Source organism: Photobacterium sp. NCIMB 13483 (genome assembly GCF_003025475.1).
In the GTDB taxonomy this organism is placed as follows: Bacteria; Pseudomonadota; Gammaproteobacteria; order Enterobacterales; family Vibrionaceae; genus Photobacterium; species Photobacterium piscicola.
This window is the reverse complement of the sequence record NZ_PYLV01000028.1, coordinates 1-25,640: the sequence shown is the minus strand read 5'-3', so window position 1 is coordinate 25,640 and position 25,640 is coordinate 1. Positions and strand designations below refer to the sequence as shown.

General features: G+C 42.6%; 24 protein-coding genes and 4 tRNA genes. 4 read left to right on the top strand and 24 right to left on the bottom strand.

All coding sequences use genetic code 11. The annotated features are described in order from the left end of the window. The first annotated feature begins 52 nt into the window (after positions 1-52). Positions 53-472, top strand: a complete 420-nt coding sequence (locus C9I86_RS17330; protein ID WP_107277055.1) for a secondary thiamine-phosphate synthase enzyme YjbQ — start codon at positions 53-55, stop codon at positions 470-472. Positions 473-538: 66 nt separating this feature from the next. On the opposite strand, the gene alr is transcribed toward C9I86_RS17330, so the two are convergent. Further along, entirely contained in the window at positions 539-1,618 is a 1,080-nt protein-coding gene (gene alr, locus C9I86_RS17325; RefSeq protein WP_080158654.1) for an alanine racemase, read from the bottom strand. Positions 1,619-1,644: 26 nt separating this feature from the next. Further along, a complete protein-coding gene (locus tag C9I86_RS17320; RefSeq protein ID WP_080158655.1) occupies positions 1,645-3,042 on the bottom strand; it encodes a replicative DNA helicase in 1,398 nt (465 codons plus the stop codon). A 230-nt stretch (positions 3,043-3,272) separates the two neighbouring features. Here C9I86_RS17320 and C9I86_RS17315 point away from each other — a divergent pair, with 230 nt between their 5' ends. Further along, a complete protein-coding gene (locus tag C9I86_RS17315; protein WP_080158656.1) occupies positions 3,273-4,031 on the top strand; it encodes a YdiY family protein in 759 nt (252 codons plus the stop codon). A gap of 75 nt (positions 4,032-4,106) precedes the next feature. Here C9I86_RS17315 and rplI read toward each other — a convergent pair whose 3' ends face one another. The 7 genes from rplI to nsrR all read right to left on the bottom strand — a co-directional run bounded on the left by rplI (position 4,107) and on the right by nsrR (position 9,730). Next, positions 4,107-4,559, bottom strand: a complete 453-nt coding sequence (rplI, locus tag C9I86_RS17310; protein ID WP_080158657.1) for a 50S ribosomal protein L9 — start codon at positions 4,557-4,559, stop codon at positions 4,107-4,109. Between the two features lie 38 nt (positions 4,560-4,597). Then, positions 4,598-4,825 (bottom strand): 30S ribosomal protein S18, encoded by a 228-nt coding sequence (rpsR, locus tag C9I86_RS17305; RefSeq protein ID WP_005421136.1) that lies wholly within the window; start codon positions 4,823-4,825, stop codon positions 4,598-4,600. Between the two features lie 15 nt (positions 4,826-4,840). Continuing rightward, entirely contained in the window at positions 4,841-5,143 is a 303-nt protein-coding gene (gene priB / locus C9I86_RS17300) for a primosomal replication protein N (protein ID WP_036788812.1), read from the bottom strand. Positions 5,144-5,152: 9 nt separating this feature from the next. Continuing rightward, positions 5,153-5,539, bottom strand: coding sequence for a 30S ribosomal protein S6 (gene rpsF, locus C9I86_RS17295; RefSeq protein WP_045038396.1), 387 nt, complete (start codon positions 5,537-5,539; stop codon positions 5,153-5,155). A gap of 309 nt (positions 5,540-5,848) precedes the next feature. Next, the gene (gene rlmB, locus C9I86_RS17290; RefSeq protein WP_080158658.1) at positions 5,849-6,583 is read right to left on the bottom strand and encodes a 23S rRNA (guanosine(2251)-2'-O)-methyltransferase RlmB; all 735 of its coding nucleotides are present in this window, start codon (positions 6,581-6,583) and stop codon (positions 5,849-5,851) included. 3 nt (positions 6,584-6,586) lie between these two features. Then, on the bottom strand, positions 6,587-9,160 hold the full coding sequence (gene rnr / locus C9I86_RS17285) for a ribonuclease R (RefSeq protein WP_080158659.1): 2,574 nt from the start codon (positions 9,158-9,160) through the stop codon (positions 6,587-6,589). A gap of 135 nt (positions 9,161-9,295) precedes the next feature. Next, positions 9,296-9,730, bottom strand: a complete 435-nt coding sequence (gene nsrR, locus C9I86_RS17280) for a nitric oxide-sensing transcriptional repressor NsrR (protein ID WP_080158660.1) — start codon at positions 9,728-9,730, stop codon at positions 9,296-9,298. Between the two features lie 105 nt (positions 9,731-9,835). Between nsrR and hmpA the strand changes: the two genes are divergently transcribed. Further along, positions 9,836-11,038, top strand: coding sequence for an NO-inducible flavohemoprotein (gene hmpA / locus C9I86_RS17275; RefSeq protein WP_107277054.1), 1,203 nt, complete (start codon positions 9,836-9,838; stop codon positions 11,036-11,038). A gap of 90 nt (positions 11,039-11,128) precedes the next feature. Here hmpA and C9I86_RS17270 read toward each other — a convergent pair whose 3' ends face one another. The 11 genes from C9I86_RS17270 to tsaE form a co-directional block, all read right to left on the bottom strand. Next, positions 11,129-11,752: a tetratricopeptide repeat protein gene (locus C9I86_RS17270; protein ID WP_107277053.1), complete on the bottom strand. Its 624-nt coding sequence runs from the start codon at positions 11,750-11,752 to the stop codon at positions 11,129-11,131. 144 nt (positions 11,753-11,896) lie between these two features. Beyond that, positions 11,897-13,213, bottom strand: a complete 1,317-nt coding sequence (locus C9I86_RS17265; RefSeq protein ID WP_080158663.1) for an adenylosuccinate synthase — start codon at positions 13,211-13,213, stop codon at positions 11,897-11,899. 120 nt (positions 13,214-13,333) lie between these two features. After that, a complete protein-coding gene (locus C9I86_RS17260; protein ID WP_080158664.1) occupies positions 13,334-13,528 on the bottom strand; it encodes a DUF2065 domain-containing protein in 195 nt (64 codons plus the stop codon). Positions 13,529-13,604: 76 nt separating this feature from the next. Beyond that, positions 13,605-14,606: a protease modulator HflC gene (hflC, locus tag C9I86_RS17255; RefSeq protein ID WP_080158665.1), complete on the bottom strand. Its 1,002-nt coding sequence runs from the start codon at positions 14,604-14,606 to the stop codon at positions 13,605-13,607. Between the two features lie 2 nt (positions 14,607-14,608). Further along, complete coding sequence (gene hflK, locus C9I86_RS17250) at positions 14,609-15,772, bottom strand: FtsH protease activity modulator HflK (RefSeq protein ID WP_080158666.1); 1,164 nt, start codon at positions 15,770-15,772, stop codon at positions 14,609-14,611. Between the two features lie 53 nt (positions 15,773-15,825). Then, positions 15,826-17,115: a ribosome rescue GTPase HflX gene (gene hflX, locus C9I86_RS17245; protein WP_107277052.1), complete on the bottom strand. Its 1,290-nt coding sequence runs from the start codon at positions 17,113-17,115 to the stop codon at positions 15,826-15,828. A gap of 28 nt (positions 17,116-17,143) precedes the next feature. Further along, positions 17,144-17,410 carry an RNA chaperone Hfq gene (gene hfq / locus C9I86_RS17240; protein ID WP_107277051.1) on the bottom strand — a complete coding sequence of 89 codons (267 nt, stop codon included), beginning with the start codon at positions 17,408-17,410 and terminating at the stop codon, positions 17,144-17,146. A gap of 86 nt (positions 17,411-17,496) precedes the next feature. Further along, entirely contained in the window at positions 17,497-18,432 is a 936-nt protein-coding gene (miaA, locus tag C9I86_RS17235) for a tRNA (adenosine(37)-N6)-dimethylallyltransferase MiaA (protein ID WP_080158721.1), read from the bottom strand. Between the two features lie 21 nt (positions 18,433-18,453). After that, positions 18,454-20,586, bottom strand: coding sequence for a DNA mismatch repair endonuclease MutL (gene mutL, locus C9I86_RS17230; protein WP_107277050.1), 2,133 nt, complete (start codon positions 20,584-20,586; stop codon positions 18,454-18,456). Between the two features lie 2 nt (positions 20,587-20,588). Next, entirely contained in the window at positions 20,589-22,319 is a 1,731-nt protein-coding gene (locus C9I86_RS17225) for an N-acetylmuramoyl-L-alanine amidase (RefSeq protein ID WP_107277049.1), read from the bottom strand. Positions 22,320-22,324: 5 nt separating this feature from the next. After that, positions 22,325-22,789 (bottom strand): tRNA (adenosine(37)-N6)-threonylcarbamoyltransferase complex ATPase subunit type 1 TsaE, encoded by a 465-nt coding sequence (gene tsaE / locus C9I86_RS17220; RefSeq protein WP_080158671.1) that lies wholly within the window; start codon positions 22,787-22,789, stop codon positions 22,325-22,327. 425 nt (positions 22,790-23,214) lie between these two features. Here tsaE and queG point away from each other — a divergent pair, with 425 nt between their 5' ends. Beyond that, positions 23,215-24,348, top strand: a complete 1,134-nt coding sequence (gene queG, locus C9I86_RS17215) for a tRNA epoxyqueuosine(34) reductase QueG (RefSeq protein ID WP_107277048.1) — start codon at positions 23,215-23,217, stop codon at positions 24,346-24,348. Between the two features lie 720 nt (positions 24,349-25,068). Here the strand turns inward: queG and C9I86_RS17210 are convergent. The 4 genes from C9I86_RS17210 to C9I86_RS17195 all read right to left on the bottom strand — a co-directional run bounded on the left by C9I86_RS17210 (position 25,069) and on the right by C9I86_RS17195 (position 25,599). Next, positions 25,069-25,144: transfer RNA gene (locus C9I86_RS17210), tRNA-Gly, on the bottom strand. A gap of 24 nt (positions 25,145-25,168) precedes the next feature. Further along, positions 25,169-25,245 (bottom strand) — tRNA-Met (locus tag C9I86_RS17205). Positions 25,246-25,422: 177 nt separating this feature from the next. Beyond that, positions 25,423-25,498, bottom strand: a tRNA-Gly gene (locus tag C9I86_RS17200). Between the two features lie 24 nt (positions 25,499-25,522). Continuing rightward, positions 25,523-25,599: transfer RNA gene (locus C9I86_RS17195), tRNA-Met, on the bottom strand. Positions 25,600-25,640: the final 41 nt, after the last annotated feature.

Below are 25,640 nucleotides of genomic sequence, written 5' to 3'. Positions count from 1 at the left end.
ATAATGGTAATCGTTAATTAAATTAAAAGGTTTCACCAATAGGTAAATAGCTATGTGGTATCAAAAAACGATTCATCTTACCCCGAGAGCGCGTGGTTTTCATCTAATAACCACCGAGATAGAGCAAAATTTGGCAATAATTCAATCATTAAAGGTTGGGATCGTGCATTGTTTTATTCAACATACATCAGCCAGCTTAACCATTAATGAAAATGCCGATCCAACGGTTCGCGATGATATGGAGGCTCATTTTAATCATAGTGTCCCCGAACGCGCCTCTTTTTATCAACACACCTATGAAGGTGATGATGATATGCCTGCACACATTAAAACCGCATTACTAGGTAATAGTGTCACCATTCCCATCACTGATGGTCAACTGGCTTTAGGTATATGGCAGGGGATCTACTTAGGTGAACACCGAGATCATGGAGGCTCACGGCGAATCGTTATTACAGTACAAGGTGAATAATAACAAATGGAAAAAAAAAGCCGCGAACTAAAATCGCGGCCATGTCTGCTTACATTTCATTTTTTATTATGAATAAGTCATTGCGACTCGAGGCGTTAACTTAGTCATTAACTCATACGCGATCACACCCGTATATTGAGCGACAACTTCAACCGGTAAACCTTTACCCCACAAAATCGCTTCATCGCCAACTTTATCGGTCGCATTCGGTCCTAAATCTACAGTTAACATATCCATTGAAACGCGGCCTGCAGTTGGAACGATACGCCCATTGACAACAACAGGGGTTCCATTGGGGGCACAACGGGGATAACCGTCGCCATAACCGATGGCAATAACGCCCATCTTGGTATCACGTTCGCAAGTCCAAATACCACCATAACCAACTTGTTCGCCTTTTTTAACATCACGTACGGCAATTAAGCTCGATGTTAACGTCATAACAGGTTGTAAGTTATAGTTTGATGCTGCACGCTCTAATTCATCAAATGGCGATACGCCATACATAATAATGCCAGGACGAATCCATTCAAAGTGACTATCAGGCCACGCTAAAATACCCGCCGACGCGGCTAATGAGCGTTCACCTTGATAAGGTTGAGTCAGCGTTGAAAAACACGCAATTTGATTTACGGTAATATCACTCTCTAGATTATCAGCATTACCAAAATGACTAATAAAACGTAATGGTTTAGCAACATTATCGCAGTCATTTAAGCGCTGCATAAACTCAGGCACTTGCTCAGGGCGTAATCCCAAGCGGTGCATACCTGTGTCTATTTTCACCCATACTCGTACAGGTGCATCTAACTCGGCTTGCTCAAGCGCTTCCAGCTGTTCAATCGAGTGCACCACGGTATGGATGTTATTGGTTACCAATACTGGAAGATCCGTTGACGCATAAAAACCTTCTAATAATAGAATCGGTTTTACTACACCACCAGCACGTAGTATTAAGGCTTCTTCTATACGCGCCACACCATAAGCATCAACATCGATAAGGCTTGTCGCCACATCTAGCAACCCATGTCCGTATGCATTGGCTTTAACAACCGCCAGAATTTTACTGTTTGGTGCCTGCAGGCGGATTTGACTCAGATTATGTGCCAAAGCTTGGGTATCAATATGTGCAGTTGCAGCTTTCATCCAATATCCTAAATAATTTTTAAGGCTTACTCTTCATCAAAGGCAGGACCAGCATAGTTATCAAAGCGAGAGAACTGGCCTTGGAACGTTAAACGCACAGTACCAATTGGACCATTACGTTGTTTACCTAAGATGATTTCAGCGATCCCTTTGAGGGCACTGTCTTCGTGATAAACCTCATCACGGTATATAAACATGATTAAGTCAGCATCCTGCTCGATGGCGCCAGATTCACGCAAATCAGAGTTTACAGGACGCTTATCTGCCCGTTGCTCTAACGAACGGTTAAGCTGAGAGAGGGCAACAACAGGCACATTTAATTCTTTCGCTAATGCTTTAAGCGAGCGTGAAATTTCGGCAATTTCTAACGTACGGTTTTCTTGTAGTCCTGGCACACGCATCAACTGAAGGTAGTCGATCATGATCATACTAAGACCACCATTATCACGCGCAATACGACGCGCACGTGAACGTACTTCTGTCGGTGTTAAGCCGGAACTATCATCAATGAACATATTCTTCTTTTGCATCAGAATACCCATTGTTGATGATATACGCGCCCAATCTTCATCGTCCAATTGTCCGGTACGGATTTTAGTTTGGTCAACGCGAGATAATGATGCCAACATACGCATCATGATCTGTTCGGCAGGCATCTCTAGTGAGAAAATCAACACCGGTTTTTCTTGATCCATGGCGGCGTTTTCACATAAGTTCATCGCAAAGGTGGTTTTACCCATCGATGGACGCGCAGCAACAATAATCAAATCAGACCCCTGCAAACCCGCGGTCTTCTTATTTAAATCAGTAAAGCCGGTTGATACACCTGTTACACCATCTTGTGGTGATTGGTATAGCAACTCGATACGTTCAAGCGTACGCTCTAAAATAGTATCGACGTTTTGCGGGCCTTCTTTATCATTAGTACGTTGTTCGGCAATCGCAAAAACTTTACTTTCGGCCATATCCAGCAAATCTTCACTGGTACGCCCTTGAGGATCATAACCCGCATCGGCTATTTCGTTAGCCACGCCAATCATGTCACGGATCAAGGCTCGCTCACGAACAATATCAGCATACGCTAAAATATTTGCGGCAGAAGGGGTGTTTTTAGCCAATTCAGCAAGGTAAGCAAAACCGCCTACATCATCAAGTTTATCCGAACGCTCAAGATGTTCAGACAGCGTGATCAAATCAAGTGGCTGTCCACCTTCCAATAAGGCTGCGGTTGCCTCAAAAATAATCCGATGAGGACGGCTGTAAAAGTCTTTAGCAACCACTTTTTCAGCAACAGTATCCCAACGCTCATTATCCAACATCAAGCCGCCTAGCACTGATTGCTCAGCTTCAAGCGAATGGGGTGGCATTTTAAGGGCGTCCATTTGATTATCTTTTAATTGTTTCGATTTACGATTATCTGTCATAACAACTGTGCATTTACCAAAACCAAGAACGGAGCTCGACAGTATAACCTATCCCCTCCGTCTGCGTAGCTATAAACGATTATGATTGATCACTTCCCAGTCTAACAATTATCCTCCTTTTTAGTTTTACGAAAAGTATGACGACGATTCCTAACCAAAAGCTGACAAATTTACGCTAGAATGCGGCATCAATATTCTGATATTCAAACTACCCTGCCAGCGGAGGACTTTTGGCAAGATATATACTCACATTACTTTTGCTTGCCACTACCGCAGCTAATGCCAGTGAAGAATCAACGCCTAAAGCACCGAATGAACCATCGCCGCTAACCAGTACTATCGGCTTAGGTTATCAATCTCTTTCTGGCAACTCTGACTCCCAAACATTAAATGGTAATGTTGCGCTAACTTACACCAAAGGCCGCTATCAAACTAACGGTGATGCCAAGTTCATTATGGCAAAAAAAGACGGTGAAGAAGACAAACGTAAGATGTCAGTGAGCTTAAAGTCAAAACGGATGATTCGTGATGGCTACTATTTTTATGGTAATGGTAGTTATATAGATGACCGCTATGGGCCTTATTACGCAGACTCGATATTTTCAACCGGTATCGGTTATCGATTATTTAGTTATGAGACCTTTCAAACTTTAGTGGATATAGGTCCCGGCTTTCGTCACCAAGATCCAAATCTTGATGAAATTAAAAGCGACAGTATTGTTAAACAAGAAGTCGTTAATGAAATGGTACTGCAAAGCACTATCGATATTCAGTGGAAGCCATTAAAAACGCTTACACTCAGTGCGAAATTTAACGTCATTTCAGGGCGTAGTAACACCACTTTAGAAAGCACGTTAAATGCCACTAATGCGATCACTGATAATATCGCCTTAAACTTAGGCTACACGCAAACGTCTTATTCTTGGGTACCTGAAGGCATGCAAAATTCCGATAGCACCACTACAGTGTCATTGATTTACACACTGTAAAACATCAAAAGCTAAACGACAGACATAAAAAAACCAGCCCGAAGGCTGGTTTTTTACTATTAAAGCTAAAAGCGATTACTCTGCAGCAACAACGTTTAGTTTAACAGTTGCGAATACGTCTGAGCTTAGCTGAACGCTAACTTCAAATTCGCCAGTCGTACGTAGTGCACCTTCAGGTAGACGTACTTCACTCTTAACAAGTGCAACGCCAGCTGCAGAAACTGCATCAGCGATGTCACGAGTACCGATTGAGCCGAATAGTTTACCTTCGTCACCAGCTTTAGATGCAATAACTACACCTTCAAGTACGTTAAGTGCTTCAGCACGTGCTTGAGCAGCAGCGTGTTGCTCAGCAACTTTAGCTTCTAGCTCTGCACGACGTGCGTCGAACATTTCAACGTTCGCTTTAGTCGCCATAACTGCCTTAGCTTGTGGGATAAGGAAGTTACGAGCATAGCCCGCTTTAACGTTAACCTGGTCGCCAAGGCCACCTAGGTTAGCGATTTTATCAAGTAGAATAACTTGCATTATCTTGTCCTCTATAAAGTTCTAAAAACGACTGCCGCTTACAGATGCTTATCTGTGTACGGTAGAAGTGCTAGGTAACGAGAACGCTTGATAGCGCGAGCTAGCTGACGCTGGTATTTAGCGCGAGTACCAGTGATACGGCTAGGTACAATCTTACCAGCTTCAGTGATGTAGTTTTTTAGAGTTGCTACGTCTTTGTAGTCAATCTCTTGTACGCCTTCTGCTGTAAAACGGCAGAATTTACGACGACGGAAGAAACGAGCCATGGGCTATCTCCTGATCTAAATTAAGTCAATGTGATCGGCATGCAAAACTAATTTCCCGATACCATTACGGCCGGTTTGGTAAGAGATAAATCCCTCCACCTTAATATTGCTTCCGACAACTAAATCTTGAGTGAGTACTTGTTGACCTTTACCACTGATTACCACGTTAATATAACAATATATTTGACGTGGTAAATCAGCTTCCCGCTGCACAGAGCGATGCTCAAGCACAAAGTGACAATGAGGTATGCCTGCCGGGGATTGGCTTCGTTTGGGATGCTTGGCAATAGTGCCAGTCAACACCAGACGATTAGTCATTAAGACAAATTACTCAGCAGCTGCTTCGCCTTCAGATTGTGCTTCAGCACGATCTTCACGCTTAGTAAAACGCTCTTCTTTAGCCTTCATCATAGGAGATGGCTCAGTAACAGCGTGTTTAGTACGCATGATCATGTTACGGATCACTGCGTCGTTGAAGCGGAAGTTTGACTCAAGCTCGTCAACAACATCTTGCTTAGCTTCTACGTTCATAAGAACGTAATGTGCTTTGTGCAATTTGTTAATTGGGTAAGCCATTTGACGGCGGCCCCAATCTTCTAGACGGTGAATTTGACCACCAGAATCTTTGATAGCAGCAGTGTAACGCTCGATCATGCCAGCAACTTGCTCGCTTTGATCAGGGTGCACCATGAATACGATTTCGTAATGACGCATAGGTTGCTCCTTACGGATTATTCAGCTTCCCTTGTCGGCTCGGTTATCCTGGGGAAGCAAGGAACTAAAAAAAAGAACCGAGAATTTGGATGACGGATAGTACAGAGAATGATCAATCTAGGCAAGCTTATTTTATCACCACTCGCCGTTTTTCAATGAAATGAACCCTAACCTCAGCAGATCACGTCTATTGCTTAGTAACAGCCTTGTTTAATGCTCATTTTTCATACCAATCCATAATAAAAAACCCATCCAGTAAGTGCTGAATGGGTTTAAATAATTATGCAGTTATTCGCGCTTAATCACGCATTATCCGCGTTGACGTACAGCTTCAAATAAACAGATACCAGTCGCTACAGATACGTTCAAACTCGATACTGATCCCGCCATTGGAATCTTAATCAAATCATCACAGGTTTCACGCGTTAAACGACGCATACCTTCACCTTCAGCGCCCATCACAATCGCCAATGGCCCAGTGAGTTTACTGTGGTAAATATCATGAGTTGCTTCACCTGCTGTACCCACAATCCATACGCCTTTATCTTGTAGCGCACGCATAGTACGAGCAAGGTTAGTGACACGCACTAACGGCATAATTTCAGCCGCACCACAAGCCACTTTACTTGCGGTCGCATTTAACTGTGCCGAGCGATCTTTGGGCACAATCACAGCCACAGCACCAGCAGCATCAGCGTTACGCAAACACGCACCAAGGTTATGAGGATCTGTCACACCATCTAAAATCAGCAGCAACGGATTTTCTTTGGTTGCTAATAAGTCTTCAAGGTTGTTTTCGTTATATTGCTTACCCGGACGTACACGCGCAATAATACCTTGATGAGAAGCACCATCAACTTTGTCGTCTAATGCTTTACGGCCCGCCTCTTGAATCGTAATACCTAAGTCTTGCAACTCAGTAATTAGCGGCAGTAAACGATCATCTTCACGTCCTTTAAGTACGAATACTTCAATAAAACGTACCGGATCAGATGCAAGCACGGCTTTAACGGCATGGATGCCAAAAATCATATCATTACTCATGGATTAACTCTTCTTTGCTGCACGTTCAGATTTACCCGCACGTTGCTTTTTCTTCTTGCGAACTTTGGGTTTCTTTTTTGGATCAGTCAGCGGCTTTTCATCCGTTAACTTACGTGGTTTTTTATTTCTTGGCTTTTTCTTTTTAGCATCTTTAGCATCAGCAGCTGGAATCGCGCCTTCTTTTAACTTTTTGCGTACAGAAGAGCGCTCACGTTTATTTTTAGAACGTGATTCATCGGCTACCGCTTCGCCATTTTCAACTTTAAATGCAGGCATTCCCTGACGTTTAAGGCCTTCAGCTTTGCGCATACGTTGCTTTTTCTCACGCCCTTTGGCAGTTTTACCCGCACCACGTTGTTTACGCTCAGCGCCAACAATATCAAAATCTAATTGACGATCATTTAAGTTAATAGCCGCCACTTTGACCTGAACCGTATCACCTAAACGATAAATAACGCCTGAGCTATCGCCTACTAAACGTTGACCCACAGGATCAAACTGGTAGTAGTCGTTAGCTAGGTTTGAGATATGCACTAAGCCATCAATGTTAAGTTCATTAAGACGGACAAAGAAACCAAAACCAGTAACGTTAGCAATCACACCTTCAAACTCATCGCCAAGATGATCTTGCATGTACTCACACTTGAGCCAATCAGACACATCACGAGTAGCGTCATCAGCACGACGTTCAGTGGTAGAACACTGCTCACCAATCACATCAATTTCATCAAATGAATAATGATGACCACCGGTTGGCGTATCGTTCTTAGTATTGCCGGCTTGCTTAGCAATTAAGAATTTAATGGCGCGGTGCAAGGTTAAGTCAGGATAACGACGAATTGGCGACGTAAAGTGAGCATATTGGCTTAGGGCTAAACCAAAGTGACCAATATTATCTGCTTGATAGATCGCTTGTTTCATAGAGCGTAATAGCATGGTTTGAATTAATTCACGATCATTACGATCTTGAATTAAATTCGCTAATGCTGCGTAATCTTTCGGGCTTGGCTCTAAACCACCGCCTAACTCTAGGCTTAGCTCGCCCAAGAAATCACGGAAACCTTGTAAACGTTCTTCACCTGGAGTGTCGTGAACACGGTATAACGCAGGCTCTTTGGCACTTTCAACAAATTGTGCTGAAGCGATATTGGCTAAAATCATACATTCTTCGATGATTTTATGTGCTTCATTACGCACTAGCGGTACGATGTTCTCGATCTTACGATCAGCATTGAAGACAAACTTAGTTTCAACGGTTTCAAATTCAATCGCACCACGCGCTTCACGCGCCACTTTCAGCGCTTTAAACATGCTGTAAAGTTCTTCAAGATGCGGTACTAAAGGCGCGTAACGTTGACGTAATTCTTCGTCACCTTCCAGCATGTTACTTACTTTAGTGTAAGTTAAACGCGCATGTGAATTCATTACCGCTTCATAGTGCTTATAACCCGTCAGCTTACCGCTCTCAGAAACGGTCATTTCACACACCATACACAAGCGATCGACTTGCGGGTTCAGTGAACAGAGACCATTTGAAAGCACTTCAGGTAGCATTGGAATAACTTGGGCTGGAAAGTAAACCGAGTTACCACGTTTTAGGGCTTCGTTATCCAATGCTGATTTAGAACGCACGTAATAACTAACATCGGCAATCGCGACCCATAAACGCCAGCCACCATCAGGATTACGCTGACAATGAACCGCATCATCAAAGTCACGTGCATCTTCACCATCAATAGTTACCAAGGGTAATTGACGTAAATCGACACGGCCAAGCTTCGCTTCTTCTGGCACTTCTTCAGTCAAGTGCTTAATTTGATTGTCGACTTCTGATGGCCACACATGGGGAATATCATGAGTACGCAGGGCGATTTCGATCTCCATACCCGGTGCCATGTTTTCACCCAGTACTTCAACAATACGGCCGACCGCATTATGTTGGCGAGTGGCACGCTGATTAATCTCAACCACCACGACATTACCCATACGGGCACCTTGGCGAACGTCTTGTGGAATAATGATATCTTGCGCAATACGAGAATCATCAGGTACGACATAGCCCATGCCATCTTCAAGGAAGAAACGGCCTACAATTTGAGTCGTTGACTCAGCTAATACACGCACTACACGGCCTTCACGACGGCCACGTTTATCTTCGCCTTCGGCTTGTGCCAAAATGTAGTCACCATGGATCACACTGCGCATTTGGTGAGCGGGTAATAATAAATCAGTATCTTTACTGAAAGTACCTTCTGGACGTAAGAAGCCAAAACCATCACGGTGGCCAATAACGTACCCTTTAATTAAATCTAAACGTTCAGGCAATGCATAGCACTGACGGCGCGTAAAAATTAATTGGCCATCACGTTCCATCGCACGTAAGCGACGACGTAGGCCTTCATAGTGATCATCACCTTCAAGTTTTAACGCAGTAAATAACTGGTCGCGACTAACGGGTGTACTAAAACCACGAATTACATCAAGTAGTAATTCACGGCTTGGAATAGGATTTTCGTAATTAGATGCTTCGCGTTCGCGAAAAGGATCAACCGGTAAATCGGTAGTACCTTTAGACATAAACAGTTCCTGTTGGCCAGCCATACTTTAAGTATACCCAGCTCTTAGGTGAACAGATGGGAACAGGCAATAAATACCTATTCCACTTAAATAATAGAGAGTAGTGTGATGCTAGACCATTATCGTTGGATGATCTTAGTGTTCTGCAGGCAATCCCAATAAGACACGCAATGGTGGATTATTATCTACCAAAGTCAATAATGTGTACTTATCTAGCTCATTTAAAAAAGCATTACGCGCATCAGCAAGGATCCCCTTTAACTGACATGCCGGAGTAATATTACAAAAATCAGGCGCACAATTGACGATTTGTAACGGTTCTATCGCCCTTACTACATGCCCTAATACAATATTTCCCGCAGGCATTCCTAATCGAATACCACCATTTTTTCCGCGTACGGTTTCTACATAACCTAATTGGCCCAATTTATTAATAATTTTGACCATGTGGTTGCGCGACACGCCATAGGTGTCGGTTACTTTTGTGATACTTGTTAACTCACCTTCAGGCAAGTTGGCAAGGTATATCAAGGCTCGTAGGCCATAATCGGTAAAACTGGTTAACTGCACATTCACTCCTCCTGTTGCTATTTTAATCTTGTTCTTGACTAAAAGATACAGATCAGATACAACTTATAACATATATTATAAATACAACTTACAAAAGAGAAAGTCATGCTCACTCAAAAAACCATTGATATCGTAAAATCGACCGCACCTGTGATTGCCGCTGCAGGCCCTGCCGTTACTCAACATTTTTATCAGCGTATGTTTCAACATAACCCTGAACTTAAAGATATTTTTAATATGAGCCATCAACAAGGCCCAGATAAAAACACTCCATCAAGCCAACAGCAAGCATTATTTAACGCTATCTGTGCTTATGCTAATAATATTGATAACTTAGCAGTACTCTTACCTGCCGTCGAAAAAATAGCTCAAAAACATACCAGTTTTTTAATTACAGCCGATCAATATCAGATTGTAGGTCATCATCTATTAGCCACTATTGATGAATTATTAGCCCCCGGCCAAGAAGTATTAGACGCATGGGGAGAGGCTTACGGGATATTAGCTAATGTCTTTATTAATCGTGAACAAGAAATCTATCAAGAAAGCGATGATAAAGTCGGTGGCTGGCGTGGCACGCGTGAATTTGTGGTAACAAGTAAGCAGCCTAACAGTGAATTAATCACCAGCTTTACTTTTACACCGACAGATGGCGGTCAAGTTGCGACTTACAAACCAGGGCAATATCTTGGCATTTATATCAATGCACAAGAATTAGCGAACCAAGAAATTCGTCAATACAGCTTATCGTCAGCACCTAATAGCAATCATTACCGTATTTCTGTAAAACGCGAAACCCAAGGTACGGTATCAAACTACCTTCACGATAAAATTAATGTTGGCGATAAGATCAAACTAGTAGCTCCTGCTGGTGATTTTTTCTTGGATGTTAATCCACAAACCCCCGTAACGTTAATTTCAGCGGGTGTGGGTTTAACGCCAATGCTCGCCATGCTTGAAACACTGACCCAACATCAAGCGCCAGTGAATTGGTTACACGCAACAGAAAATGGTCAGCAACACGCTTATAAAGATCATGTAAAAACACTGGCAAATCAACATTCGCATATTTCAGCATTAACATGGTACAACGCGCCAACGAGTGGCGATCGTCAAGTAGAAGATTATGATTACCAAGGCTTGATCGAGCTTGATAAAATTGCTACTCAAATTTCAGATCCTGAAATGCATTTTTATTGCTGTGGTCCAGTTGGCTTTATGCAATTTATCGCTAAACAGTTAATTGAACTGGGTGTAACTAGCGATCGCATTCACTATGAATGTTTTGGGCCGCATAAAGTACTGTAATATTTTTAATTACCGTCCGCATAATTACAGCGCCTCAATTAAAAACAGCACCTAATAAGGTGCTGTTTTTATTGAAATCTATACCCATAACTACCAAAAAGATGAACGTCGTTTAGCGCGCGCAATAATATTAGCTGGCATCTTTTGTTCTAGTTGGTGCCGTAATCGGCGTAATTGTTGGTGCTGGTATTTATCGGTGGTCACAGTTTGATATAACCATCGGTACGCATCTTCAAAATCTAACGGGCTGCCATTATCAGCAATCAATAATTGGGCTAATTGAATGCGAGCACGAATATTCCCAAGAGCAGCAGCCTCTCGTAAATAAGGAATAGCGCGCTGTTTATCTTGTTGCAAAATAACACCTTGAGCGTAATAACGCCCTAATTGTTCTAACGCAACAGGCACACCTTGTTGAGCAGCAGCACGCATATAATACACACCTTGTTCAACATCTTTTGGCACACACACGCCCCACGCTAACATATCGCCGTAAAGAAATTGATAGGTCGGTGATTCCGTTTTTTCCGCACGGGCTTGAATGTCTTGTACTAACTGACAATCATCAGCTTTTACTTGGCGCAAATGCTGGTTTGTCGTAAACCACACGCTAAGTTGATCTTCAGTGTAAATAGGCACCGCCTCTCCCACAACAGCAAGGGCATAAGCGGGGGTTGCTAGCCCAAGAGCAACGGTCATCAGTAAGTGTTTCATTTACATTCCTCGCACGTCGAATAGTTCTCTATCGGCAAGGTAAAACGAAACTTTAATCATGGCTGATGTCACCTAACACCAAATTTTAGCTATAAAAAAACCAGCTCGAAAGCTGGTTTTTTTGCTTAAAGTTATCGCCAGTGATTATTCACCGTATGGATGTACTTTAACGATCGTTTCGTTACGATCAGGGCCAGTTGAAATAATATCAATTGGCACACCTGTTAGCTCTTCAATACGTGCGATGTAATCAAGTGCAGCTTGTGGAAGCGCATCCAGTGTCTTAGCACCAAATGTTGTTTCGCTCCAACCAGGCATTGTTTCGTAGATTAGCTCTAGATCTTCGTACGCATCAGCCGCCATTGGAGAAACTTCTAGAAGTTCGCCAGACTTAGTTTTGTAACCAGTACAGATTTTCAGCTCTTCTAGACCATCTAGTACGTCTAATTTAGTTAGACAGAAACCAGAGATAGAGTTGATTTGTACCGCACGACGCATAGCGACAGCATCGAACCAACCAGTACGACGTAGGCGACCTGTTGTTGCACCAAACTCATGGCCAACAGTACCTAGGTGTTTACCGATAGGATCTTGCTTTTCTAGACCATCATATAGTTCAGTCGGGAAAGGACCTGCACCAACACGTGTACAGTATGCTTTCGCGATACCTAGGATGTAACCTAAGTGACGAGGACCAAAACCAGAACCGGCAGCAACACCACCAGCCGTTGTGTTAGAAGAGGTTACGTATGGGTAAGTACCGTGATCGATATCAAGCAGTGTACCTTGTGCACCTTCAAACATGATCTTGTCGCCACGTAGACGCGCATCATCAAGTTCTTTCGTTACATCGATAACCATTGATGTTAATAGATCAGCTTGAGAAAGTACTTTTTCTAGTACTTCTTCGTAGCTTACAGGTTCAGCGTGGTAGTAGTTCTCAAGCTGGAAGTTATGGTATGCCATTACTTCTTTTAGCTTTTCAGCAAAAGCCGCTTTATCGAATAAATCACCAACGCGAAGACCGCGACGAGCAACTTTATCTTCATAAGCAGGACCGATACCACGACCTGTTGTACCAATTGCTTTTTTACCACGAGCCGCTTCGCGGGCTTGGTCAAGAGCAATATGGTAAGGAAGAATTAGTGGACAAGCTTCTGATAGGAACAGACGCTCACGAACAGGAATACCACGTGCTTCTAGTGGACCCATCTCATTCATTAGTGCATCAGGAGAAAGTACAACACCATTACCGATGATGCATTTAACATTGTCACGTAGGATACCTGATGGGATCAGGTGAAGAACAGTTTTCTCACCATCAATAACTAGGGTGTGACCGGCGTTGTGTCCGCCTTGGTAGCGAACTACATATTTTGCATCTTCGGTCAGCAGGTCAACAATCTTACCTTTACCTTCGTCACCCCATTGGGTGCCAAGAACGACTACATTATTTGCCATCTTTCTTCATCTATCGTAGTTAAAAAAGGATTCTAGCACCTTAACCGCCCGCTTGCAGTCATTTTTGGCTTAATACATTTCATCTTTGATAAGCTTTATCTGTTTTTTATGGCTATTTTTCTACATTCTCAAATACATCATATACGCAATAACACTGCCAGCCACCACCAAACATCCACCTATGCGACGCAATGTATTATCGTCTTGTTGGCTTAATTGACTGACCATATTCCGCCATCCGTGAGGGGAAAATAATGGCCCTAACCCTTCAACAACTAACACTAAACCAATAGCTAACAAAACGGTATTCATCATATATTTCATCCAAAAAAAAAGACAAGGCGAAGGCCTTGTCTTTTATTATAACGATTGCGCTGTTATGAAAGCGAGCTTACTTTGCTGATAGCTCTGAATGGTTCATGTATTTAAAGAACTCATTATTCGGATCAACAACAAGAATGTCGTTTTTCGAATTAAAGCTATTTTCATACGCCTTCAAAGAACGCCAGAAGCTGTAAAACTCAGGATCTTGATTATATGCTTTCGCATAAATCTCAGCCGCTTGTGCATCTGCGTCACCGCGTACAACTTGTGCTTTACGCTTTGCGTCAGCCAAAACTGTTGCCACTTCAAGTTCTGAACGAGCACGAAGCTCTTCAGCACGTTGACGGCCTTGAGAACGGTAGCTACGTGCCACTGACTCGCGCTCAGCACGCATACGACGATAGATAGACTCACTGATTTCATCAGGTAAGTTGATTTTCTTAATACGGAAATCAACTACTTCAATACCTAAATCTTTCGCACTTTCGCGCGTTTCTTCAAGTACATCAGCCATAATTTGATCACGTTGTCCTTCAACTTTCTTCACCGGTACCACACCTTCAATTACCGCTAGAGCAGCTTTAGCCGCTTTCGTTTGGGCAATATCAGACGGTGTCGCTGGTGTTGAAATGCTGTCTTCTCCAGATACAATTTGCTTGATCTCTTTCGCACCAATTTCGGCACGTAAGCTATCAACAACTTTACGCTTCAACAGTGATTCTGCAGTTGATGTGTTACCACCACCTGTTGCTAAGTAATATTTACCGAAATCTTTAATACGCCACTTTACGTAAGTATCAATGATAACGTCTTTTTTCTCAGCAGTTAAGAAACGGTCAGCTTGGTCGTCCATGGTTTGAATTCGTGCATCAAGATCGTGCACACGGTCAAATACAGGGACTTTAAAGTGCAAACCAGGTTCGTAAATACGTGCAATTTCGGTATTGTTATCTTTAAGAATACGACCGAAACGCACCACGATACCGCGCTCACCCTCTTTCACGACAAACATAGACATCAATAATAGTGCAATAAAAATCACAACTACTGGGATGATTAACTTACGCATAATTAATATCTCCCTTGACGGCCAGTATCAGCGCGTGGTGTTGGAGCGACTGGTGTCGGTGTTTCCACTTTTTCCAATTCAATACCACTTAATCGGCTAGAATCTGCCGGCTTTTTCGCTTGGTTATTTGATTGATTCATTAATTTCTCTAGCGGTAAATACATCACGTTATTACCACCAGACTTAGTATCAATTAACACCTTGCTGGTATTGCTGTAAACACGTTCCATCGTATCAAGATACATACGTTCACGGGTTACTTTCTTAGCCGCTTCATATTGAGGCAACAGCTTATCAAACTGTGCAACATCACCTAAAGCACCATTAATAACACGCTCAGAATAACCTTCTGCTTCATTCTTCAGACGCTCAGCACGACCGGTTGCTTTTGGCAAAATGTCGTTACTATAAGCTTCTGCTTCACGAACATAACGTTCTTCATCTTCACGTGCCGCAATAGCATCATCAAAGGCATCTTTTACAGCCTCTGGTGGACGCGCACTTTGGAAGTTAACGTCCACAACACGGATACCCATGTCATATTTTGCAATAATTTTATTGATTGCAGCTTGAGTATTCGCACGAATAGTCTGACGGCCTGTTGTTAACGCTTGATCCATGGTTGAATCACCGATAACCGCACGCAGTGCAGAATCTGTTGCTTGACGCAAACTATCATCAGCATTGGTCACACTGAATAAATACTTCTCAGCGTTATCAACACGGTATTGAACATCCATCTCAACTTTCAGTACGTTTTCGTCTTTGGTTAGCATTAAGCCAGAAGCTCGTAGCGAACGAATTGCTTGTACGTTAACTGGGATGACTTCATCAATAAAAGTCGGCTTCCAGTTCAAACCAGGCTTGACGATTTGATCAAACTTACCAAAGCGCAGCACAACACCTTGCTCTGCTTCACTTACGGTGTAAAAGCCTGAAAATCCCCATACAGCCACAGCTAAAACTGCAACAGCACCCAAACCTACAGCGCTACCGCTGCCTGTTGGTCCTTTTTTACTACCAAACACACCACCAACCTTACGACTCAGTTTTGAGAAAACTTCATCCAGATCAGGTGGTCCTTGTTCACGTCCACCATGATTTTTATTACCCCAAGGGTCTTTATCATCACGGCCGCCGTTGTTACCAGGCTCATTCCACGCCATTATAGAACTCCATCAATGTGATATGACGACAGTTTTTATTACTCAGCAATCCATTAAGCAACGATGTAGTCATCTAACGAAGTACTTTCTCTTTTTTGTAACCGCGACCATTCTGCCATCGGTAAGCGAATATCAATCATTAAACAGCCATCTGATTCATACTCTTCTTGCACAATACATCCCATCTGATAAAACTTGCTGCGTAACCGTCCAATCATTTCAGGCGGTAGACGCAAGCTGTGTTTTATCATCGTTCCTGCAAGGCGTTCTGTTAAGGCTTGGAATAACAAGTCAATGCCTTGCCCTTCCATGGCTGATACCCAAACTCGTCGAGGTAAACCCTCTTCGTCACGCTCAATTCGTGGTTGTGCATTATCCAAGTTATCAATTTTATTCATAACCTGTAAAACAGGAACATCGCCGGCATCGATTTCATCAAGAACGGTATCTACCGCCTCAATGTTTTCACGAAAGCGATCATCACTGGCATCAACCACATGAAGCAATAGATCTGCTTCTTGTGTTTCTTTTAATGTTGCTTTAAACGCAGCCACTAAATCGTGGGGTAAATGACGAATAAAACCAACAGTATCTGCAAGTATCGCTGCACCGACATCTGCAACTTCAATCTTACGTAATGTTGGATCTAAGGTAGCAAACAGCTGATCGGCTGCATATACCCCAGCATCGGTAATACGATTGAATAATGTTGATTTACCCGCATTGGTATACCCAACTAATGACACCGTTGGGATTTCTGCTCTGTTTCGCGCTCGACGCCCCTGATCACGTTGTTTAGCGACTTTATCTAAACGACGCAAAATAGTTTTAATACGTTCACGTAATAAACGTCGATCGGTTTCTAACTGAGTTTCACCTGGCCCGCGAAGACCAATACCACCTTTTTGTCGCTCAAGGTGAGTCCAACCACGAATTAATCGGGTTGATAGATGACGTAATTGTGCTAATTCAACTTGCAATTTACCCTCATGGGTACGTGCTCGTTGAGCGAAGATATCGAGAATTAACCCGGTACGATCAATCACGCGACATTGACAAAGCTGCTCTAAGTTTCGTTCTTGTGCAGGTGACAATGCATGATTGAAAATAATAATATCTGCATCAACAGCGCTTACGGCATCAGCTATTTCTTGTGCTTTACCTTCACCGACATAATATTTAGGAAGTGGTGTTTTACGACTGCCCGTAACCACGTGCAGCGCATTAACACCAGCGGAAGATACTAGCATTTCAAATTCGCTAAGATCTTCCCATTCCTCATCTTGAGTGAAGTTAATATGAACAAGAATAGCCTGCTCACCAGCTTCATAACGGTCAAACAAGTAATCAGCTCCTTATTTGAAAATAATTTTACTCTTCTGTTTTTTCTGGACGATCACTTCCTGCTGGACGATCACCCGTCTGATGATGATTCACCGGACGAGCGGGTACAACAGTTGAAATAGCATACTTATAAACCATCTGGTTGACGGTGTTTTTAAGTAGAATGACAAATTGATCAAATGATTCAATTTGGCCTTGTAGTTTGATACCGTTTACCAGGTAAATAGAGACCGGGATTCTTTCACGACGCAGCGCATTCAAAAACGGGTCTTGCAGAGATTGCCCCTTAGCCATTATTTCTTTTCCTTATTTGTTTGTAGTTGTATTAGCAACGAACAAAAACTAAAAATACGCAAAGCAGTTCAGAGTATACACGTTAATTAAACATCACATCTAACTGAGTTTGTGACGGTTTGTAACGCGCTATCAACATCACTACTATCCAACCAAGTCAAATCTTTCCAGCCACGAAGCCAAGTGATTTGACGCTTTGCCAATTGACGAGTAGCACAGATACCACGGAAGACCGCTTCATCTATGTCATGTTTCCCGTCCAAATATTCCCACATCTGTCGATAACCAACGCAGCGAATAGAAGGAAGTTCAAGGTGAAGATCACCACGGTCATACAATGCCCGTACTTCCTGCTCAAACCCTGCTTCGATCATTTTTTTGAACCGAAGCTCAATACGATGATGCAGTACAGCCCTATCCGTGGGCGTAATTGCAAACTGGTGAACCTTGTAAGGTAACGATTCACCTTGAGTTTTCGTTAACTCAGTTAGTGTTTTACCTGAAATGCGAAACACTTCCAATGCACGAGACAATCGCTGTGGATCATTAGGATGGATCCTGGCACCTGCAACAGGATCAATTTGCACTAATTCATCATGCAGAGCTTGCCACCCTCGAGTCTCAGCATCACTTTCTATACCAGCGCGCACAGCATTATCTGCCGCTGGTAATGGTGACAAACCTTCCAATAATGCCTTGTAGTACAACATAGTACCACCGACCAACAAAGGAATCCGCCCCGCAGCCACTATATCAGCCATTTCTTTTAGTGCATCCGTACGAAAGTCTGCAGCAGAATAACTTTGCGCTGGATCACGAATATCGATTAAACGGTGCGGTGCTAGTGCCAATTCATGCGCATCTGGTTTCGCAGTGCCAATATCCATTCCTTTATAAATAAGGGCTGAATCAACACTTATCAACTCAACAGGTAACTGTTCTCGTAACCGAATCGCTAGATCAGTTTTACCTGACGCTGTCGGGCCCATTAAAAAAATTGCTTGTGGTTGTGGCTTAGTCATAACTTGTGGCTTAGTCATAAATTACTTAAATGCTTCTATCGCTGCTTGCATATCAACAGGGCGAACAAGTTGTGTATTAAATGTCATTAATTGATCTCCCCATAGCTGCTCTAATTCGGTAATTAACTGAATCGCTTGTGCTAAAGTGTAGTTTGTTACTGACATATAACATTGCTTAGCGAGCCAGAATAAAAGGTTATCCCATCCTTGAGCATCAGGATCATCACTCACGGCATGAAGATAGGTTAACAAATTTGGGATTAACTGTTGTAAGTTTTGTTGCCTTAGTGGCATACAAACTGACAGAATAATAATGCTATTGCGCCCTTTGGCTTTCAGTTGGATCCCTAATTGTTTAAGTAGTTGTCCATGCTGCTCTGCGCACTGCATTAATTCCGCCTCAACGGGCACCGCCAATGGAATTAATAATGGCTGAGGTTTTAAACCTTCCGTTTTTGCTAATTGCAACTGCCCAACATAACGTAAGTGCTCTGCAACCGATAATTTTAATAACATTATCTGATGGTGCTGGCTTAACAATAGAAATTGCTCATCAACAATTGCCAGCGCTTTTCCTAGTCCAACCTCGTTACCATGAGAACGCTTAGTCGGCTTTATTGCCATCGGTTGACTCGGTGCCCCCCATTCACGTCGCGGTTCAGCTATTCGAGTCGATGCTTCCGGTTCTGCACTTCGTGTCGATATTAACGGCGTAACGTCTGAATTATCCGGTGTTATCAACCGTTGATAAGCGTTAACTTCTGCCGCCGTTGGCCCTGGCTCACCATAATGACGAGAAGGGGAATGATCAGACGTACCTTGTTGGCGCTTAGCGGTGGTTGATGATGGTGATAATGTTGGACTACTCTTTTGACTATAGCTTTGTTGAGTATCTTTACTAACTGAATTTACTAATAAAGTTTTTTTAGGTGTAGAAATAGGTGTCACATTACCATCAAGATTGGTAGCCGATACTGAGGCTGTCGTCATTGATGGTTGAGTCGTCAACCAACTATCAGAGTCAGCTTTGTTGGGATAATCAGGCATCGCTGCAATGGTTTGAGATACGCGATCAATCGGAGCTGTAATCACTTCAGTATGTGCATGCGCACTGGCTCTTACTGGTGTCTGATACTGATAGACATCCTCAATATCTGCAGCTTGTTGTAATGCACTTTGCAGTGTTTGATAAATAAAATCATGTACTAAGCGTGCTTGATGGAAACGCACTTCATGTTTAGCTGGATGGACATTAACATCGACCTGATGTGGATCAACTTCAATATACAACACATAAGCGGCATATTGCTCCGAGCGTAAACTCGATTCATACGCTTGTCGAATAGCATGATTGATTAATTTATCTTTCATCATGCGGCCATTAACGTAGCAATATTGAATATCATTTTGGCTACGCGCGCCTTGCGGACTACAAACCCAACCCGATAATTTCAAATCGCCATGTGCTAATTCAACCACTAATGCATGTTGTAAAAAGGCAGGCCCACAAGCTACGGCCAAACGGCGTTCTTGTTGTAATGTATTATCCGCAATACGATACTGACGCACCAGTTTACCGTTATGACGCAATGTTATTGCAACATCAAAGCGGCTTAAAGCAATGCGTTTAATCAGTTCATCAATATGGGTGAATTCTGTTTTTTCTGTCCGTAAAAACTTACGCCGCGCTGGTGTATTAAAAAATAGATCTAACACTTCCAGTGTCGTACCAACGGGGTGAGCGGCTGGCTTTAATTGAACCTCCATATCACGACCTTCAGCATAGGCTGACCATGCTTCTGTTTGGTCTTCAGTACGGGAGGTTAAGGTGAGGCGTGAAACTGAACTGATACTCGCGAGTGCTTCACCACGAAACCCTAAGCTTACAATGGCTTCAAGATCATCAAGTGAGGCTATTTTTGACGTGGCATGGCGACTTAGGGCTAAGCCAAGTTCATCCTTAGCAATCCCTTTACCATTATCACGAATACGAATTAACCGGCTACCACCTTTTTCGATATCAATATCAATTCGAGTGGCACCGGCATCTATACTATTTTCAACAAGCTCTTTGACTACCGATGCGGGGCGTTCAACAACTTCACCCGCTGCAATCTGGTTAGCCAGCCGAGCGGGTAAAATCTGAATCGGCATAATTAACTTCTTGGAATGATTAGCGTCTGTCCTACAGCTAGTTTATCAGAACGTAGCTTATTCGCATCACGAATAGTTGCTACTGACACCCCATATTTAGCCGCAATCTTACTTAGAAACTCACCACGAGCAACACGGTGACGAACGGTTTTAGTCGCTGGTACCGCTATTTTTAACTTCTGACCTCGCATCACATTGTCAGATTTTAAATGATTAAGCTTACGAATGCTGCTCATTGTCGTACCGTAACGAGCTGCAATCTTACCTAAATACTCACCTCGACTTACTGTGTGCCAAATCACTCGTGTTGATGATGTATGTTTAACCACGGCTTTTGGTGCCGTTGTATTTCCTGTAGGGGCTGTCTTGATGCCACTACCTGGAATCAACAACATTTGACCAATATTCACTGAGTTTGATTTCAGATGATTCGCCGATCTAATGGCTGCCATCGATGAACCATATTTAGCCGCAATACCACTCAATGTTTGTCCCGATGTCACTTTATGCTTCATGCCACCGGCATTTAAACGCGAAGCAAATAAGGTACCTTCAGGTGGATGAGCCGTGAAGTATTGTAAAATACCTTTATAAACCGCATTTGCTAGTTGGTTTTGATGAGCATTTGACGTTAATTGACGTTCTTCTACTGGGTTAGTAATAAAGCCCGTCTCAACCAATAATGATGGAATATCAGGTGATTTTAATACGGCCAAACTTGCATATTGCGGTACAGTTTTATGTAAACGTGCAATATGACGTAAATTCGACAATACACGCTTAGCAACATCGTAGCCTTCTTTCTGCGAATAACTAAATTGCAGATCCAGCACCGCACGACCTAAATATTTATCTTTAGGATTACTGGATAACACATCACCACCACCCAGTAGCTCTGATTGTTTCTCACTTTGCTCTAACCAGCGACCGATCTCAGTATTAGCACGACGGGTGTTCAATACCCATACAGATGCACCACGAGGTTTAGGTGAACTAAAGCCATCGGCGTGAATAGAAACCAGTAGTAGCGCTTTATTTTTACGTGCGATCTCTGAACGTTTACTTAATCCTACATAATAGTCACCACGACGAGTCATGACTGCACGCATACCCGTTGTGGCATTAATTTTTGCCGCTAATTTTCGGGCAACGGCTAAGGTCACGTTTTTTTCGTATTTATGTGTTGGACCAATAGAACCAGGATCATCACCACCATGGCCGGCATCAACCGCGACCACAATATCAGCCGTACCAGATGGCAACTTGGCTAAGTTATTTTCAGTGGCTTTTTCTTCCGCTCGTTCTTCTTTATCCGCAGCACCTGCACCAGAACCATTAGGTAAATCCATTACCAAGCGATAGCCATAGCTACCATCAGGGGTTGGTGATAATGAGAAAATTGTAGGTTTAGTGGTACGCTTAAGCTCAAACACCAACCGTGTCGTGCCTTTTTCAGGCGCATTGCTGCTACGAACCGTGGTTAAGATTTCACTCTTAGCCACTGTTATTGGCAATTTTGTTTTTAGTGAAGTCTTGTTTAAGTCAATCACTAATCGTGATGGGTTTGATAGCATAAACTGCGAATAATCCGCTTTGCTTTGCATATCTAATACAACACGTGTTTCGTCAGGAGCTGGCCATACCCGCACTCCCTTTAGTTCATTTGCAAACGCGGTAGAACTAACTAATCCCACTCCCAAAATTAGAAGATTTGCATACGTCCGTAACGCCATTCTAATTAGCCTAATTTTAAGTGGTTGATTAACGTTGAACCATAATCCGTATTCGACGTCACTAATACTGTTCTTTGTTCGCCGTGATAGCGTAATTCCAACTCAAGGTCAGCATCAGGCAGCATTCCAATTCCTTTTTCTGGCCATTCCACTAAACAAATAGCATCTTTAGTAAAATAATCACGGATCCCCATAAATTCTAATTCTTCAGGATCAGCAAGACGATATAAGTCAAAGTGATAAACCTGCCAAGGAGCAAGATCATACGGTTCAACTAACGTATAAGTCGGACTTTTCACATTACCTTGATGGCCCATAGCACGAATAAAACCACGGCTAAATGTCGTTTTACCTGCACCTAAATCACCATGAAGGTATATTGTTGTTTGTTGCGTGCAGGCTTTAGCCAATTTAAGGCCAAAATCTACCGTTGCCTGCTCATCAGCAAGAGAAGTTTCAAATGTTTGCATTATATTTTATCTTGGATTGACTAATTGACGAATAAACGGAAAAAGATCAGTAGCCAGCATACCACGCTCGCTGCTTTGCGCACATAAATCTGCTGCTTTACGATAAATCAAAACCTCGATATATCGAGAGATATAGTGCACGAGATTATGATCTGCCTCGAAAAATGACTATTTTAATTTTACCGCAATAAAGTAACAGCATTCAATTTGTGTCATCCACATATTCAGCAGTGGTGCAGCTTTATACTCTGTCATTATTATCTCAGCTATTATTCCAGCCATTGACAACAGCATGTCAGCTTGTGACTGAGCTAACCATAGCAACTACGGAGTTATCCCTATCATTATTGCTACTAATGGCTATTCTAAAATAATAATGTGCTAGAATCCGTTCCCTGATTTTTACTGGCTATAAGACTGACGCTATGAGTATCGATTATCAACAACTCGCACTGCAAATTAAAATTTGGGGGCAAGAACTTGGCTTTCAGGCAGTCGGGATTTGTGATATCGATTTAACACAGCACGAAGCACAGCTACAGCGATGGCTTGATGCTGGTTACCATGGTGATATGGAGTGGATGGCGCGCCACGGAATGATGCGAGCTCGTCCTCAGGAATTACTGCCAGGAACAGTACGTGTCATCAGTGTTCGTATGAATTACTTACCACCACAAGCTGGGTTTGCTCAAACCTTAAAACAACCAACAAAAGCCTATATTAGTCGTTATTCGCTTGGGCGTGATTATCATAAATTAATTCGAAATCGCCTCAAACAATTAGGCCAACGTATTGAAAGTGTTGTGGGTGAATTTGGCTGTCGACCATTTGTTGATTCGGCTCCAGTATTGGAACGCCCACTTGCTGAAAAATCGGGATTAGGCTGGACAGGAAAACATTCTTTAATTCTTAACGATCATTCGGGCTCATGGTTCTTCTTAGGAGAACTATTAATTGATTTGCCGTTACCGGTTGATACTCCGACAACCAATCAATGTGGAAAATGTGTGGCTTGCATGACTAGTTGCCCAACAGGTGCCATTATTGAGGCTGGCGTCGTTGATGCACGACGTTGTATATCTTATCTCACCATTGAATTTGACGGTATTATTCCAGAGCAATATCGAGCAGCAATGGGCAATAGAATTTATGGTTGTGATGACTGCCAATTAGTTTGCCCTTTTAGCCGTAACGGTGAAATAACAACAGAAACGGACTATCACTGCCGTGATGTATTATTTCAGCAAGATCTCGTCACACTCTATCAATGGAATGAAGCAACGTTCTTAAAAAATACAGAAGGCTCAGCCATTCGCCGTATTGGTCATACTCAGTGGTTACGAAATATTACGATTGCGTTAGGCAATGCGCCTTATCAAACTGACATCATCGATGCATTGAACGCTCGTCAGGGTGAGCACCCGCTCGTCGATGTCCATATTGAATGGGCTTTAGAACAACAACATCAAAAACGCCAACAAATGGTTATTGATGTTCTACCTAATGCCACTAAGCGTTTAGTACGAATTATAGAAAAAGGCTTACCTCGAGACGCATAGCATTCTAGGTACTCTGGGTATATGTGGAAAACTTTTTAAATGACGTCAAAATAGGCAGTAAAAAGAAAGATTAAACACAGGGAGTGGATAACATAATCAAGATGGTTATCCCGCAAAAGGAAGGATTAAATGAACTGTGTGCAAATTGTAGATAAATGAAAAATTCAACATAAAAAACAAAGAGTTACCCTGTTAATTATTCTTACTGAATAAAGCGTATAATTTTACAAACATCACTATTCCTAAAGTTATTCACACCTACCTATCACATCTAATCAACCAACTTACCCACAGATATTCTTATGTGGATAACTCTGTTAATTTAACTGTGATCTAACGGTGCAATAAATTTAAAACACTTACTAAAATAATAACTTATCACATCTTCTGTTTTTGAAAAAACACAAGATAAACCACAATGTGTATGGCGGTAAGTACAATTTAATCAATGCTAAGAAAAGAGCGTTTGTCATATATGACAATATTGATATTACAAACATCTTTGCAAATAGCTAAGATGAAAAAAACAACCGTTAGGTTGCATAATCAATAGCAGATGATGTAATCGAAGCTGATTGCTTCTAAGTGGGCTTCGTAGATAAACTAGAAACACTTGAAGCAGTACACTGATGATATCGGTAATCGAATACCTCAGGAATACCACATTAAGACTAATACTTCACAGTAGTAGTTCATCGATAAGTCCGATGATAACTAAATTGGAGCGACACACGAGGTTCGAACTCGTGACCTCAACCTTGGCAAGGTTGCGCTCTACCAGCTGAGCTAGTGTCGCATCACATCTCTTTAAAAAGAGAATTGGTTGCGGGGGCCGGATTTGAACCAACGACCTTCGGGTTATGAGCCCGACGAGCTACCAAGCTGCTCCACCCCGCGTCCGATTTTTTCACCATTAAAGTTTGGTGACAACTATTTTTGTTTACCGCCTAAGCCATAAACAATAATTTGGAGCGACACACGAGGTTCCCGATCTTCAAGGAACTAGGCGTGACCTCAACCTTGGCAATATTGCGCACAACCAGCTGAACTAGTGTACATTGCAAAGATTTAAATTGGAGCGACACACGAGGTTCGAACTCGTGACCTCAACCTTGGCAAGGTTGCGCTCTACCAGCTGAGCTAGTGTCGCATCACATCTCTTTAAAAAGAGAATTGGTTGCGGGGGCCGGATTTGAACCAACGACCTTCGGGTTATGAGCCCGACGAGCTACCAAGCTGCTCCACCCCGCGTCCGATTTTTTCACCATTAAAGTTTGGTGACAACTATTTTT

Bases quoted from the DNA above. Each gene is read 5' to 3' on its own strand.
- rplI (WP_080158657.1), bottom strand. From the start codon at position 4,559: ATGCAAGTTATTCTACTTGATAAAATCGCTAACCTAGGTGGCCTTGGC.
- C9I86_RS17260 (WP_080158664.1), bottom strand. From the start codon at position 13,528: ATGATGAATACCGTTTTGTTAGCTATTGGTTTAGTGTTAGTTGTTGAA.
- C9I86_RS17320 (WP_080158655.1), bottom strand. From the start codon at position 3,042: ATGACAGATAATCGTAAATCGAAACAATTAAAAGATAATCAAATGGAC.
- C9I86_RS17265 (WP_080158663.1), bottom strand. From the start codon at position 13,213: ATGGCAAATAATGTAGTCGTTCTTGGCACCCAATGGGGTGACGAAGGT.
- hfq (WP_107277051.1), bottom strand. From the start codon at position 17,410: ATGGCTAAGGGGCAATCTCTGCAAGACCCGTTTTTGAATGCGCTGCGT.
- hflC (WP_080158665.1), bottom strand. From the start codon at position 14,606: ATGCGTAAGTTAATCATCCCAGTAGTTGTGATTTTTATTGCACTATTA.
- hmpA (WP_107277054.1), top strand. From the start codon at position 9,836: ATGCTCACTCAAAAAACCATTGATATCGTAAAATCGACCGCACCTGTG.
- rlmB (WP_080158658.1), bottom strand. From the start codon at position 6,583: ATGAGTAATGATATGATTTTTGGCATCCATGCCGTTAAAGCCGTGCTT.
- C9I86_RS17330 (WP_107277055.1), top strand. From the start codon at position 53: ATGTGGTATCAAAAAACGATTCATCTTACCCCGAGAGCGCGTGGTTTT.
- C9I86_RS17270 (WP_107277053.1), bottom strand. From the start codon at position 11,752: ATGAAACACTTACTGATGACCGTTGCTCTTGGGCTAGCAACCCCCGCT.
- miaA (WP_080158721.1), bottom strand. From the start codon at position 18,432: ATGACTAAGCCACAACCACAAGCAATTTTTTTAATGGGCCCGACAGCG.
- priB (WP_036788812.1), bottom strand. From the start codon at position 5,143: ATGACTAATCGTCTGGTGTTGACTGGCACTATTGCCAAGCATCCCAAA.
- mutL (WP_107277050.1), bottom strand. From the start codon at position 20,586: ATGCCGATTCAGATTTTACCCGCTCGGCTGGCTAACCAGATTGCAGCG.
- rpsF (WP_045038396.1), bottom strand. From the start codon at position 5,539: ATGCGTCATTACGAAATCGTATTCATGGTGCACCCTGATCAAAGCGAG.
- alr (WP_080158654.1), bottom strand. From the start codon at position 1,618: ATGAAAGCTGCAACTGCACATATTGATACCCAAGCTTTGGCACATAAT.
- rpsR (WP_005421136.1), bottom strand. From the start codon at position 4,825: ATGGCTCGTTTCTTCCGTCGTCGTAAATTCTGCCGTTTTACAGCAGAA.
- tsaE (WP_080158671.1), bottom strand. From the start codon at position 22,789: ATGCAAACATTTGAAACTTCTCTTGCTGATGAGCAGGCAACGGTAGAT.
- C9I86_RS17225 (WP_107277049.1), bottom strand. From the start codon at position 22,319: ATGGCGTTACGGACGTATGCAAATCTTCTAATTTTGGGAGTGGGATTA.
- rnr (WP_080158659.1), bottom strand. From the start codon at position 9,160: ATGTCTAAAGGTACTACCGATTTACCGGTTGATCCTTTTCGCGAACGC.
- hflK (WP_080158666.1), bottom strand. From the start codon at position 15,772: ATGGCGTGGAATGAGCCTGGTAACAACGGCGGCCGTGATGATAAAGAC.
- queG (WP_107277048.1), top strand. From the start codon at position 23,215: ATGAGTATCGATTATCAACAACTCGCACTGCAAATTAAAATTTGGGGG.